Genomic DNA, 13,543 nt, shown 5'->3' with positions numbered 1-13,543 from the left:
TCGTCGAGCGCGGCCAGCAGCCTCGCCCGAGACCGGTCTTCGCGGTCGTCGACCGGCGTGAGCGCGGCAACCTCGGACCTGAGCCGCGCGACGCGCGGGTCGTCGCTCACCGCGCGACCGCGCCCTCACGGCGGGCGGTCTCGGCGACGGCCGCCGCGACCGCCGGCACGACACGGGTGTCGAACGGAGAGGGGATCACCTGGTCGGCGGCCACCTCGTCGTCGTCGATCAGCCCGGCGATGGCACCGGCGGCCGCGAGCTTCATGGTGGTGCTCACGCGTGTCGCGCCGGCGTCGAGCAGCCCGCGGAACAGCCCCGGGAGCACAGCACGTTGTTGATCTGGTTGGGGTGGTCGCTGCGGCCGGTCGCCACGACGGCGGCGTGCCGACATGCTATCGCCGGCTCGACCTCGGGCACGGGGTTGGCCATCGCGAACACGATCGCGTTGCGCCCCATCAGCCGCAACTGGGCCTCGCTGATCGTGTTGCCGGCCGAGACGCCGATGAACACGTCGGCGCCGTCAAGCGCCAGCTCAACCGTGCCGCTCAGGTCACGCGGGTTCGAGCGCTTGCCCAGGCGCCGGAAGATCGGGTCGCGCGCCGTGCTCCGGCGTGCGGTGACGATGCCGCCGCGGTCCACCCCGACGAGGTCGATGACGCCGGCGGCCAGCAGCAGCTCGGACACCGCGATGCCCGCCGCGCCGATGCCCTGCACGACCACGTGCAGACCCGGGCCGACCTGCTTGCCTACCAGGCGCGCCGCGTTGCGCAGGGCCGCCAGCACCACGATGGCGGTGCCGTGCTGGTCGTCGTGGAACACGGGGATGTCCACGAGCCGGCGCAGCTTGCCCTCGACCTCGAAGCAGCGCGGCGCGCTGATGTCCTCCAGGTTGATGCCCCCGAAGCCCGGGGCGATGGCGGCGACGATGTCGACGATGCGGTCGGGATCGCGCTCGTCGAGGCAGATCGGGTAGCCGTCGACGTCGGCCAGTTCCTTGAGCAGCAGCGCCTTGCCCTCCATCACGGGCATCGCCGCCTCCGGCCCGATGTCGCCCAGGCCGAGCACGGCCGAGCCGTCACTGACGACGGCCACGCTGTTTCGCTTGATCGTCAGCGACCGCACCAGGGCCGGACGGGCGTGGATGGCGGCGCACACCTGTGCGACGCCGGGTGTGTAGACCAGCGCCAGGTCGTGGCGGTCGCGCACCTCGGTGGTGGCGACGACAGCGAGCTTGCCGCCGTCGTGCACCTTCCGTACGTCGTCGCTGATGACGGGTTCATCAGCGGGTGCCGGTGCGGGGGCGGTCTGCCGTGCCATGGCCGGATCGTAACGCCTCGGGCGTGGAGCGCGGTCGCAGATGTCGGGCGCCGGCTCCACACGCGACGCCCGCCGCTAGCATGCGGACCATCCCCTCCCGACCGAAAGCGACATCCAGGTGGCAACCGACCACAGCGACAAGCTGCGCGAGTACCGCACCAAGCTGAACGACGTCAAGGAGTACCTTTGACATCGTCGGCAAGCGCGTCGAACTGGCGGAGTTGCAGAAGCGCGCGACCGCACCGGACCTGTGGGACGACCAGGCGACCGCCCAGAATGTGATGGCGGACCTGTCGTCGATCGAGAGTGACCTGCGCTCCTACGATGACTTCGCCCAGTCGCTGGAGGACCTCGAGGTCCTCAACGAGCTCGCCCGCGACGAGGACGACGAGGCCACAGCCGTGGAGGTCGCGGCGGGCATCGCACGCCTGCGCGACGAGCTCGCGCAGCTCGAGACCCTCGTGCTGCTCGGTGGTGAGCACGACGCACGCGACGCGATCGTCACCGTTCACGCGGGCGCTGGTGGGACCGACTCCCAGGACTGGGCCCAGATGCTCGAGCGCATGCTGCTGCGTTGGGTCGAGCGGCACGGGTTCCGGGCCGACCTGCATGACGAGCAGGAGGGGGAGGAGGCCGGCATCCGTTCGGCGACCTTCACCGTCCACGGCACGCGCGCCTACGGCCTGCTGAAGGCCGAACGCGGTGTCCACCGTCTGGTGCGCATCAGCCCGTTCGACTCGCAGAGCCGCCGGCACACGGCGTTCGCGAGCGTCGACGTCGTCCCGGTGCTCGAGGAGGTCGACGAGGACGTCGTGATCGGTGACGACGACCTGCGCGTCGACGTGTACCGCTCGTCTGGTCCCGGCGGGCAGGGCGTCAACACGACCGATTCGGCCGTGCGCATCACGCACCTGCCGACCGGCATCGTCGTGTCGTGCCAGAACGAGCGCAGTCAGCTGCAGAACCGGGCGACCGCGATGACACTGCTGAAGGCCAAGCTGGCGGAGCTGGAGCGTGCCAGACGCGCCGAGGAGCTCGACGCCCTTCGTGGTGAGCAGCGCGACGTCGCCTGGGGTAGCCAGATCCGATCGTACGTGCTGCACCCCTACCAGATGGTCAAGGACCACCGCACCGACTACGAGACGGGCAATACCTCGGCCGTGCTCGACGGTGACCTTGATGCTGTGATCGACGCCTACCTGCAGTGGCAGGCGCGGCGCAACCGCCCGGAGGCGGAGGCGCGGGCGTGACTGACCCCATGTGGTGCAGCGGTAGTCCACATGATCTATCTCATGTGGTGCAGCGGTAGTCCACATGATCTATCTCATGTAGTGCAGCGGTGGTCCACATGATCTATCTCAAGTAGTGCAGCGGTAGTCCACGTGGCCGACCTCGCGTGGTGCAGCGGTCGGTCCACCTGCCCGGGTCCAGGCAGGTATACGTACGCATGGCAGTGGACGATCGGGCAGGTTCGGGCCCCATGAGCCTGACCCTGAGGCGCAGCGGCGCGACAACCCGGTGGTAACCTCCAAAGCTGTGCTGTGCCGCGACCTTCGCGAGCCTTGTTCCACGAACCACGCGGTGGACCGGCTGTGCCCGGACAACAACCACAGCGGACCCTGCCGCCCTGAACTGCGCGGCGGACGGGCCTCGCCGAATCGAATCCATCGAGCAGCGGCCTCTTTCGAGCACATCAGAGCTACGGAGCACTGATGATTCGTCTGGACAACGTCAGCAAGACGTACAAGAACGACGTCGTCGCGTTGCGTGACGTCTGTGTCAGCATCACCAAGGGCGAGTTCGTCTTCCTGGTCGGTTCGTCCGGCTCGGGCAAGAGCACCTTCATCAAGCTGCTCATCAAGGACGAGGAGCCCGACACCGGCGACATCATCGTCGCCGGCAAGCGCCTGCGGAACCTGCGCAACTGGCGCATCCCGTCGCTGCGCCGGGAGCTCGGGTGCGTGTTCCAGGACTTCAAGCTCCTGCCCAACAAGACCGTGTCCGAGAACGTCAGCTTCGCGCTGGAGGTCATCGGCAAGCCGCGCGCACTGATCAACCGCACCGTGCCGGAGGTGCTCCAGCTGGTCGGCCTCGGCGACAAGTTCGATTCCTACCCGCATGAGCTTTCCGGTGGCGAGCAGCAGCGCGTGTCAGTGGCCCGCGCCTTCGTCAACCGCCCCCGGATCCTGCTGTGCGACGAGCCGACCGGGAACCTCGACCCGACGACGAGCGTCGGCATCATGAAGCTGCTCGACCGCATCAACCGCACCGGGACGACCGTCGTCATGGCGACCCACGACCAGCACATCGTGGACTCGATGCGCCGGAGGGTCGTCGAGCTGCACCGCGGCGAGGTCGTCCGAGACCAGAGCAGAGGGGTGTACGGCTATGGCGCCTAGGTGGCGCTACCTGCTCGCCGAGGTCGGCATCGGCCTGCGGCGCAACCTGTTGATGACGCTGGCGACCGTGGTCACGGTCACCGTCAGCCTGGCGCTGCTCGGCGTCGGCATGCTGATCCGCAGCCAGGTCGACCTGGCCCGCGCGATCCTGTACCAGGAGGTCGAGGTCTCGATCTTCCTCGTGGACAGCGTGACCCAGCAGCAGCGGGCCGACTTCGACCGGGAGCTCAACAACAACCCCGAGGTCGAGAGCGTTGTGTACGAGTCGAAGCAGCAGGCCTATGAGCACGCCAAGCAGATCTTCGCCGACGACGAGGCCGTCCTCGACGCCATCGAGCCCGAGGACCTGCCCGCGTCGTTCCGCGTGTCGCTGTACAACCCCGAGAACTTCGACATCGTGCGCTCACAGTACGTCGAGTATCCGGGCGTCGAGGACGTCGTGGACCAGCGCGACACGCTCGACCGTTTCTTCACGCTCATGAACCTCGTGCGGCGTGGGACGATCGTGGTCGCGGTGTTCCAGCTGATCGCCGCGGCGGCGTTGATCGCCAACACCATCCGGATCACGGCGTTCGCGCGGCGTGACCAGACGGGGATCATGAAACTGGTCGGCGCGACCAACTGGTACATCCGCCTGCCGTTCATCCTGGAGGGCATCGTGGCGGGCGTGGCCGGGGCGGTGCTGGCCGGTGGCCTGCTGCTGCTCGGCATGGTGACGCTGGTCTCCGGCATGCGGCAGCAGATCCAGTTTGTGCCGTTCATCGGCATCCCACAGGTGCTCGCCGTGATGCCGTGGCTGGTCCTCATGGGCGGCGGCATCGCAGCGATCGCGGCGTTCCTGTCGCTGCGCCGCTTCCTGGACGTCTGAGGACGACCCGGTGGCCCACCCCGGGTGGTGGGCCCCACTGGTCACGGTGGGCGACAGGGCGCAACAGCACGCGACTGAAGTGCGCACGAGACGGCACTCCGGGCCGACGGGATGCAACGGTCCGTGGTGCTTCGTTCTGGAGCGTGCATCCCCTATGTTCCACGCCGTGCGCGCGAAACTTCCCCACGTGCTCGCAGCTTCTGTCGCGGCATGTCTGCTGTTGCAGGCGCCGGTCGCCGCGTCCCCCGACGGCAGTCTGCGAGAGCAACGCAACCAGGCCGAACGCCGCAGCGAGCGGGTGGACGAGCAGCTCGACTCCACGCGCAGCCGGCTGGCCGAGACCCGTCGCGAGCAGGAGCACACACGCGCGACGCTGCGTGAGATCGATGCCGAGCAGACGGCGTTGGCCGCCGAGCTTGCCGAGCTCGAGGCGGACCTGAAGGTCGCCGAGGGGCGTCTGGCAGAGGCCGAGACGGCGCTGCGCCGCACCCAGGCCGAGATCGACGTCCACCGTGACGAGCTCGCAGCGACCGAGCGCGACCTGCAGGAGCGTGAGGACCTCCTGCGGGCCCGAGCTCGGGCCTCCTACATGCACGGCGGCATCAGCTACGCAGAGGCCGTGCTCGACATCGACACCGCCAACGAGCTCGGGACGTCGCTGCAGTACATGCGCACGATGATCGCCGAGGACAAGGACAAGATCGAGGAGATCTCGACGCTGGAGCGGGAGTACGAGGGGATGATCGCCCGCCTCGACGAGCTCCAGCGTCTGCAGGACGCCGCGCGCGCTGACCGCTCCGAGCGGCGCGACGAGGTGGCCGGGCTCGTGGCCAGCCGTCGTGAGGTCGAGCAGCAGCTCGCCGCCCGTGCACAGGAGCACCGTGCGCTGTTCGCCGAGCTCGACAGCGACGCCGACCGCTACCGCGCCGCGATCGACGACCTCGAGGCGGAGGGGCAGGCGATCGAGCGCCGTCTTGCAGGGATCGCCGCGAAGCAGCGCAGCGGCGGCACCGCGTCGACGCGCCGTGCCGCCTCGGGTTTCCAATGGCCCGTCAACGGCCCGATCACCTCCGGCTATGGCTACCGCACCCACCCTGTCCTGGGCTACCGCCGTCTGCATTCAGGCACCGACTTCGGTGCGGCGAGCGGCACGCCGATCGTCGCCGCCTCGGGTGGTGTCGTCGTGACGGCTGGGTGGCTGGGCGGTTATGGCAACGTGGTCGTCATCTCGCACGGCGGTGGCCTGGCGACGCTGTACGGCCACCAGTCGCGGCTGGCCGTCGGCCCCGGGGCGCGCGTGCGCCGCGGCCAGGTGGTCGGCTACGTCGGCTCGACGGGCATCTCGACCGGCCCGCACCTGCATTTCGAGGTGCGCGTCGACGGCGTCACGACCGACCCGGCCCGCTACCTCTGACGCCCCCGCCGCGACAGCTGTCGCGGCCGGACGACCGGGGTCGTGGCCCGGCGCCACGCCATGCGTGGCAGGCTGGTGCGCGATGGCAGGTGGATACGAAGCACCACGATCATTGTTGCGACGTTCCGGGCTGGTCCCGACCGTCGTCGGCGTTGTGCTCGCCGTCGTCGCAGGCGTGGGCCTGTACCTGCTGGTCACGCGCGGTACCGCCGCGGGGTCCGGTGCCAGCGCCGAAGCCGTCGCCGATCTTGATCCGGTCATCGAGCTGTACGAGGCGCTGAACGACAGCGCTGTCGATGCGCCCGACGCCGAGAAGCTGGTCGACGGCGCGATCCAGGGGATGCTCGACCAGGTCGACGACAAGTACGCCAGGTACTTTCCGGCCGAGGCCTTCGAGGACTTCAACGACTCGCTGGACGGCACGTTCTCGGGCGTGGGCCTGATGCTGCAGGAGGCAGAGGGGGAGGACGCGCCGGAGGGCCCGGTGATCGTGAGCGTCCTGCCTGAGACGCCGGCCGCGAAGGCGGGCATCGAAGAGGGTGAACGCATCGTCGCCGTCGACGGCGAGGACGTATCGGATGCTCCCCTCGAGCACATCGTGGCCAAGGTCAAGGGTGAGCCGGGCACGACGGTGTCGCTCGGTCTGGCCGGCGGCGACGAGGGGCGTCGGACGCTCGAGATCACCCGCGCCGAGTTCGACCTGCCGCTGACCACCCGTGAGATGCTGCAGGGCGACGTCGGCTACGTGCGGCTGTACCAGTTCGCCGACGGCGCCGGCGTGCAGGTCCGGCTCGACGTGCGGAAGCTGGTCGACGATGGCGCGGACGGGATCGTGCTGGACTTGCGCAACAACCCGGGCGGGCTGCTCAACGAGGCCGTCTCGGTGGCCAGCGTGTTCATTGAGGACGGCGACATCGTGGCGGTGAAGAAGCGTGGCGGCGAGCGCGAGACCTATGGCGCCGTCGACGACGCGTTCGACGAGGTGCCGCTGGTCGTGCTGGTCAACGAGAACTCGGCGAGCGCCAGCGAGATCGTTGCCGGTGCCGTGCAGGACGTCGACCGCGGGTCGATCGTCGGTGAGGCGACGTTCGGCAAGGGGACGGTGCAGACGATCGCCCAGCTCTCGGACGGGTCGGGCGCCAAGTTCACCACGGCCCGCTACTTCACGCCCTCGGGCGACTCGATCGAGGGCGTGGGCGTGAAGCCGGATGTGAAGGCCGCGGTTGACGAGACTGAGGAACCCGTCGAGGTCGAGGACGACCCACAGGTCGACGCCGCGCTCGACGAGCTCGACCAACTCCTCGAGGTGGGCGGCTGACGCTGTGGCTGATGACACCATCGCCGTCAACCGGCGTGCCCGGTACGACTACGATATCGTCGACACCGTCGAGGCGGGCCTGGTGCTGACGGGCACGGAGGTCAAGTCGCTGCGCGAGGGCAGGGCATCGCTGGCGCAGGCCTTCGCCACGGTCAGCGGCGGCGAGGCCTGGCTGGTGCAGGCGCACATCCCCGAGTATGCGTTCGGCAACCGCGCCAACCACGATCCGACGCGGCAGCGCAAGCTGCTGCTGCACCGCCGCCAGATCGATCAGCTGGCGGAGTTCACCCAGGAGCAGGGCCGCACACTGGTGCCGATGCGGCTGTACTGGCGGGACGGACGGGCCAAGGTCCTGCTGGGCCTCGCGCGCGGCAAGGCGCGGCACGACAAGCGCAAGGCGATCGCCGAGCGCGACGCCGACCGTCAGATGCAGCGCGCCCTGCGTGATCGCCAGCGACGCTAACGTCGTGTTGATCACACGCGCGTGGCTCCGCGCCAGCGGTGTACCCGAGTCGACCGTCGAGGGTGGGTCACGGCCGGAGTACTCGAGATCGTCGAGCGCGGTGTGTGCCGGCAGCCGCGGACGGCGAGCGCCAGCTCGCGCTGGCGCTGGGCGCGCAGGACCTGCGTCCAGCGTGGGGGACGGAGGTTCTGCCCGGTGTGATCGCCGACGCACGCTTCCCCGAGGCGTCACTCGTCGTCGAGTGCGACGGCCGTCGGTGGCACACCGTCGACAGCGATCGCGCAGCTGACCTCTCGCCGGGCAGAGTGCTCGTCGCGACGGATGGCACGTCCGAGCGCGTCACTGCCAGCGACCTTCGCGCTGGTGTGGACGTCGTGCAGCAGATCGGGCAGGTTCGCGCCAGACGGATCGCTGCCGGGCGTGGTCGCTCGCCGGGATGGCGACCGGTGCGTCCCGGTCAGCGGATCCGACCGCCGCGGTGACGGCCGACCGTTCCCGTGTTGCTGGCCCGTTGGTCCGCGCTGCACGAGGCCGTCCAGGGTGCCCGTTCTGGGTCGAGGCGGCGCGGGTAGGCTTGGGGTGCGTCACTTCACAACTGAACAGCACGACCCGCTTCGGGGGTGACTGGTTTCGACAGATGTCAGTCGGTCCCGGGAGAGCGAGCCGAGTACGCCTGGTCATCTCGTGAAACTGTCCAGGCGACCCTATAGGTGCCGAAGACAACTTCGCCCTGGCGGCCTAACTAGGTCGCCTGTCCGCCCGATCTCGCCTGGAGTGAGGGACCGGACATCGTGAACCAGGCTCACCGCGTCGTCGCCGTCACCGGCGACGCGGAACACCTTGGTGACGTACGGTTGTCCAGCCGCTCGGTTCCGGAGCGGACGACCCGACAACCTGCCGGAACCTACGCTCGTAGCGCTCTCGGGAACGAGGCATCTGGACCGGGGTTCGATTCCCCGCACCTCCACTTGGTGCAACAGCTCGCAAGTTCGCTGCGCTCTCAACGTCCACACGACGGAACGGTGTCACCGGCGATGGCGCCTGACGGCCACGCCGCTGCGGTAGCCCTGCGTGGCGATCAGAGTGACTGTGCGGCTGGTCAGGAGGCCCAGCATCGCCGCAATGGCGGATCGCGGAGTCACGTGGCGATCGGTTCCCGGCAGGCGTCCCCAACGCCCTCGTCATGTGTCGAGCCGTCGTTGGTGCTCGGGTGTCAACTCGACGTCGACCGATCGGAGGCCTTCATCGAGCTGGTCGACGGTGCTGACGCCGAGCACGGGGACGATGGGCGGGTCGCCTTGCATCATCCGGGCCAGCACGACCTGGTTGGGGGTCGCGCCGAGCTCCTCGGCGACGTCCTGCAGTGTGCCAAGCCGGCGTGGCGCGTCCGCGGTGTCGTAGTCCGGCGGGATGGCCCGGTCGCGTCGCATTCCTTGACGAACAGCCGCTGCCGGTATCCCCGTACGACGCAAAGGGCGATCTTCGGACTACGAGGGACCAACCTAGGTTGTGAGAGCGGATGAAGTGGCCGGCCGTCCGTGCCGCTTACCGCACGCCCTCATCGGCGATCATGCTCCCTCGCGGACGTCGATGAAGCTGACGCAGGCGTCACCCTGTGCGAGCGAGAAGGACCCGGTGCGGCGGATCGACGCACCGTGGCAGCTGATCAGATTCTGCATGAACACGTTGGGCCGCAGATGCTTCCATGCGATCCCGGCGGCCGCGGCGGTGGACCGGGCTATGAGGAGCCTGGCACCGTCGAAACACCTCGCCGCTGCAACTGCGCCCCACGTGCCGGCGCACGCACCCCCGCGCCGGGCAGCGACGAGCTGATCGACAACCGCAGACCCGACCGTGCCAGTGGCACCGGTCCGTCCACCGCTGGGCTCGGCTCAGCGGACGACTTTGATGGTGAACATCGGCGTCCCCAGCGCGGCATACAGTCGTGCCCACAGCGGCAGGTACATCTCTGTGCCCCGCGCAGCCGTGATGTCCCCCAGGTCGATGATGTCGGTCCAGCCGAAGGACTCGAGAAGCTCGGTCACCTGGGTCTTTGCATCGCCGTCGTTGCCGGCGACGAACACGGTGTGGTCCCCGCCGGAGAGCTGCTTGGGGTCGGCCATCAGGTACGCGTTCATCGTGTTGAGCGCCTTGACGACCCGTGTGTCGGGGAAGCGTCGCTGGATCTGCTCACCCAACGAGTCTGTATTGGACACCAGCAGCGACGGGGGCATGCCGCCGGAGAAGTCCAGTGGGTTGGCGACGTCGACCAGCACCTTGCCCACGAGGTGCTCGTCTCCGGCGGCCTCCAGGGCTGCAATCGAACCAGCCCCGTTGGTGGCATTGACCATCAGCTCGGCGCCCGCCGCTGCGTTGGCGAAGCTGGCCACGTCGACGTCGGGATGCTGCTGCCGCCACCCGGCCAACGGCGGGTTGCCGAACGTATCCGGCTCGGTGCGCGCCATCGCCACCGCCACATCCCGCGTGCCCACCGTCACCGCATGACCCAGCTCGGCGAGCTTGGCCGCCAACGCCTTGCCCACCGGGCCGGTCCCGAACACCGCGATCCGCATGCTCGCCCTCCCGTGCCTGAGACAGGTCTGTCTACTTGCCTGATGGTGGGAACGTACAGACTGTTCTGTATCATGTCAACCGTGATGCGCGAGTTCCGTGACGTGCCGGCACGTGAACGGATCCTGGCGACCGCCGGGCGGCTGTTCTACCGCGACGGGTTCCGCGCGGTCGGCATCGACACGATCATCGCCGAGGCCGGCGTGGCCAAGATGAGCCTGTACCGGCACTTCCCCTCGAAAGACGACCTGATCGTCGCCTACCTCGAGGAGTCCAACCGGCAGTTCTGGCTGTGGCTCGACGACCAGACCGAGGGCATCGACGAACCCGCCGGACGGCTGCTCGAGATGCTCGTCGCCGTCGAGCGGCTCGCCACCAGTCCGCAGTGCTTCGGCTGCACCTTCCAGGGCACCGCCGCCGAGTTCCCTGACCGCGACCACCCCGGCCATCGGGTCGCGGTCGCGCACAAACGCGCCGTCCGCGACCGTTTCGCCGACCTCGCCCGGCACGCCGATCTCCACGCTCCCGAGCAGCTGGCCGATCAGCTGCTGCTGCTTATGGACGGCGCCTGGGTCGCCGCCCGCATGTTCGGTCCCACCAACCCCGCGACCGGCCTCACCGACGCCGCCCGCGCGCTCATCGACGCCCACCGCTGAGGGGTTGCCCTGAAACGACGAGCCGGTTGTGACATGCCCGGTCGACGCGGTCCTGGCGCCGCACGCGAGTCACGCTCGGTCGATGCCTCCCGCGGGGAGGGTGCGGTGGTCGGTGAGCTGCTGCCTGCGGGCGCCGCGTGGCCCGCGGTGAGATCACTGCAATGGCGGGACAGAACGACGTGGAGACGGTCGGGCAGTCCGGCCGCAGACGGAATGCGCGGTGAGGCGTGGTTGTCGCGTAGGTCGCCGAGGATGCGGATCAGCGCGGCGGTGCAACGGCTCGGCCTCGCGCCGGAACACCGCGTCGAGGTCGTCACTCGCTCTGGAATGGTCGCACCTCGATCGGGCCCTCACAGGCGACTGCCGCCTTCTGGGCCCAGTCGAGCGCGATGTCGAGATCGCGACCTCGATGACCCAGAACCCGCTCATCTGCTCCGTCGACTCTGCGTACGGTCCGTCGGTCATCCACACCTCACCGTCGGCGCTCCGCACCACGGTGGCTGACGATGCTGGCTGCACCCCCTTGGCATACACCCACGCGCCGGCGGTCTGAAGCTGCGAGTTGAACTCATCGACCGGCCCGACGACACGCTGCATCTCGTCGCCCTCGAAGTCGACCTCGTAGATGTTGTCATGCCATACCGAGAGCAGGTACTGAGCCATGCTCGTTGCTCCTCGCTCGGACGATTTGCGGTGCCGTCACTCCCACTACGAGCGACCCCGATGGAATCGACACGCCGGCAAGAGCGTCTTCTGTCCTGAGCCTGCGGGCAGCCAATGACCGACAACCAGACGACGGTGGGTCCGGACACCTGCGGGGCAACCGCTCTACTGCCAATCGAAGATGACGCCGAGCTGTCTGTCCTTGCCGTCCACGGCGCGGGTGTAGACCTCCTGACATCGGTCCGGGGTCACGCGGTGGGTGATGAGGTCGCCCACCCGCACCTGTCCGGACCGCAGCAGGTCAAACGAGTAGCCCGTGCTGTGTGCCACCGACCCCGGCTGGTGCACCGCGTGCGCCTGCCCGGCGATGTCGCAGAGCGGGAGCTGCCACTCCCACCCGCTGCGCAACGTCACATACCGCAGGTGCACGGCGCGGAACACGTCGCTCGCCGCGATGGACGGGTCGGCCACCCACGGTGTTCCGACCAGCGATACCTCCCCACCCAGCCGCGCGAGTTGCAGCGCGGTCATGGACCCGCCCGCAGTGCCCGTCGCTTCGATCACGAGCACGTGTTCCGGGCGCAGGCTGTCGACGTCAGTCGGATCGACGACATTGCGTACCCCGCAGCGTGCGGCCAGCTCCCGGCGTTCGGGAACCAGCTCCACGGCCAGCGTGGGCATGCCCGCCGCCTGCGACACCTGCGCAGCGAGGTTTCCGACCAGCCCCAGCCCCACGACAGCCGTAGGATCTCCTGCCCGCGCCCGTGCGGTGCGCACGGTGGCCAGCGGCACCGTGATGAGCCGGGCGAACACAGCGACCTCTGGCTCAAGTCCATCCGGGACAGCTACACACAGCTGGTGGGCCGTGTCGACGCGAACATGCGTGGCATGATGACCCAGCGTGTACACGACGTCGCCCTCATCTACGCCGGCCTGGTTCCCGGCCGCGATGACCTCGCCCACGTTGGCGTAGCCGGTCGCCCATGGAAACGGGCGCGGGGCACTGCCCGGGAGCGGGAGTCCCTGGAAGAAGGCGCCTTCCGTGCCGCCACTGAGCAGCGTCACGCGAGTGCGTACAACCACCTCGGTTGCGCTGAGGTTGGCCACGGCTGCGTCGAAGTCGTCCAGGCGGACCCGCCGGGGCCCCACGATCATGATCTGCTGGCCGCGGTTGGACATCTCCGACCTCCCATTCGGCGCGAGTCGCCCGCGTCCCACCCAGCGCTGCAACGGCGAACCTCAGGGTTGCTGGATCACGCAGTACCGCGAGCTGACGGCAGCATCACCATGGTGCCAGCCTGTGGGCCTGCAAACGGAGGAGCGCTAGGCGTGCCACGGCCATCGCAAACGATGGCCAGCCGCGCTCGTCTGACCTCGAGCGCACCGGCATGGTCGTTGTCGAGGAGCACACGACCGTCGGCTGAGGGAGGGCGACCACGCGATCCGGGTGAATCGCTGCGGTGGGGCGATCAGCGTCGCCGTGACCTCGACGCTGAACCGGTCGGCATCGGTCGCGCGCGCGACTACACGCCGGTACAGCTGGTCGACGACATCCTCTCGAGCGCGAGCACCTCCCGCAGCGTTGGTTCGCTCCAGGCGCGGAAGAACGCCGTGAACTCTCCGCGAAGGTCTCGGCGTCCCCGTCGGCGCGGCACCGCTCGGCGATCGGATTCGGCACACGGCGGGGTGGTGAGCTGCTCGAGGTGGACGCGCCGGCCGACCTCCTGCTCGAACGGTCGTCGCAGCTCCTCGACCGACCGCTCGTAGACCGGGACGACGTATCCGTCACGGCGGTTGGCGTCGAGGTGGCCCTCATCGGCCAGCGCGCTGCAGACGTCGTCCACGACGCGCCGCAGGTCGTGTCCTGCGGCCTG

General features: G+C 69.0%; 13 protein-coding genes, 1 other RNA gene and 1 pseudogene. 9 read left to right on the top strand and 6 right to left on the bottom strand.

What is annotated here, in order from left to right:
- Positions 1-106: 106 nt before the first annotated feature.
- Both VK923_01420 and VK923_01415 read right to left on the bottom strand, forming a co-directional pair.
- On the bottom strand, positions 107-277 hold the full coding sequence (locus tag VK923_01420) for a hypothetical protein (protein ID HSJ43324.1): 171 nt from the start codon (positions 275-277) through the stop codon (positions 107-109).
- Positions 274-1,317, bottom strand: coding sequence for an NAD-dependent malic enzyme (locus tag VK923_01415; GenBank protein HSJ43323.1), 1,044 nt, complete (start codon positions 1,315-1,317; stop codon positions 274-276). Before VK923_01415 ends, VK923_01420 begins: the two co-directional genes overlap by 4 nt.
- A gap of 188 nt (positions 1,318-1,505) precedes the next feature.
- Between VK923_01415 and prfB the strand changes: the two are divergent.
- The 8 genes and pseudogenes from prfB to ssrA all read left to right on the top strand — a co-directional run bounded on the left by prfB (position 1,506) and on the right by ssrA (position 8,749).
- Positions 1,506-2,567 (top strand): annotated as a pseudogene (prfB, locus tag VK923_01410) (peptide chain release factor 2).
- Positions 2,568-3,029: 462 nt separating this feature from the next.
- Complete coding sequence (ftsE, locus tag VK923_01405; GenBank protein HSJ43322.1) at positions 3,030-3,716, top strand: cell division ATP-binding protein FtsE; 687 nt, start codon at positions 3,030-3,032, stop codon at positions 3,714-3,716.
- A complete protein-coding gene (gene ftsX / locus VK923_01400; protein HSJ43321.1) occupies positions 3,706-4,584 on the top strand; it encodes a permease-like cell division protein FtsX in 879 nt (292 codons plus the stop codon). Before ftsE ends, ftsX begins: the two co-directional genes overlap by 11 nt.
- Positions 4,585-4,750: 166 nt before the next feature.
- Positions 4,751-5,998 (top strand): peptidoglycan DD-metalloendopeptidase family protein, encoded by a 1,248-nt coding sequence (locus VK923_01395; protein HSJ43320.1) that lies wholly within the window; start codon positions 4,751-4,753, stop codon positions 5,996-5,998.
- A gap of 115 nt (positions 5,999-6,113) precedes the next feature.
- Complete coding sequence (locus VK923_01390) at positions 6,114-7,316, top strand: S41 family peptidase (GenBank protein HSJ43319.1); 1,203 nt, start codon at positions 6,114-6,116, stop codon at positions 7,314-7,316.
- A 4-nt stretch (positions 7,317-7,320) separates the two neighbouring features.
- Complete coding sequence (smpB, locus tag VK923_01385; protein HSJ43318.1) at positions 7,321-7,779, top strand: SsrA-binding protein SmpB; 459 nt, start codon at positions 7,321-7,323, stop codon at positions 7,777-7,779.
- 104 nt (positions 7,780-7,883) lie between these two features.
- Positions 7,884-8,261, top strand: a complete 378-nt coding sequence (locus VK923_01380) for a hypothetical protein (protein ID HSJ43317.1) — start codon at positions 7,884-7,886, stop codon at positions 8,259-8,261.
- Between the two features lie 134 nt (positions 8,262-8,395).
- Positions 8,396-8,749: a transfer-messenger RNA gene (ssrA, locus tag VK923_01375) on the top strand.
- A gap of 211 nt (positions 8,750-8,960) precedes the next feature.
- On the opposite strand, the gene VK923_01370 is transcribed toward ssrA, so the two are convergent.
- Both VK923_01370 and VK923_01365 read right to left on the bottom strand, forming a co-directional pair.
- Entirely contained in the window at positions 8,961-9,209 is a 249-nt protein-coding gene (locus VK923_01370) for an aldo/keto reductase (GenBank protein ID HSJ43316.1), read from the bottom strand.
- A gap of 462 nt (positions 9,210-9,671) precedes the next feature.
- On the bottom strand, positions 9,672-10,352 hold the full coding sequence (locus VK923_01365) for an NAD(P)-binding domain-containing protein (protein HSJ43315.1): 681 nt from the start codon (positions 10,350-10,352) through the stop codon (positions 9,672-9,674).
- A 72-nt stretch (positions 10,353-10,424) separates the two neighbouring features.
- Here VK923_01365 and VK923_01360 point away from each other — a divergent pair, with 72 nt between their 5' ends.
- Positions 10,425-11,006, top strand: a complete 582-nt coding sequence (locus VK923_01360; GenBank protein ID HSJ43314.1) for a TetR/AcrR family transcriptional regulator — start codon at positions 10,425-10,427, stop codon at positions 11,004-11,006.
- An 828-nt stretch (positions 11,007-11,834) separates the two neighbouring features.
- On the opposite strand, the gene VK923_01355 is transcribed toward VK923_01360, so the two are convergent.
- Entirely contained in the window at positions 11,835-12,848 is a 1,014-nt protein-coding gene (locus tag VK923_01355) for a zinc-binding alcohol dehydrogenase (protein HSJ43313.1), read from the bottom strand.
- A gap of 344 nt (positions 12,849-13,192) precedes the next feature.
- A partial coding sequence (locus VK923_01350; protein ID HSJ43312.1) for a hypothetical protein occupies positions 13,193-13,543 on the bottom strand: 351 nt, incomplete at its 5' end.

The organism is Euzebyales bacterium, assembly GCA_035461305.1.
GTDB lineage: Bacteria > Actinomycetota > Nitriliruptoria > Euzebyales > JAHELV01 > JAHELV01.
Note: the sequence above shows the minus strand (reverse complement) of the source record. Positions and strands in the feature narration are given on the sequence as shown.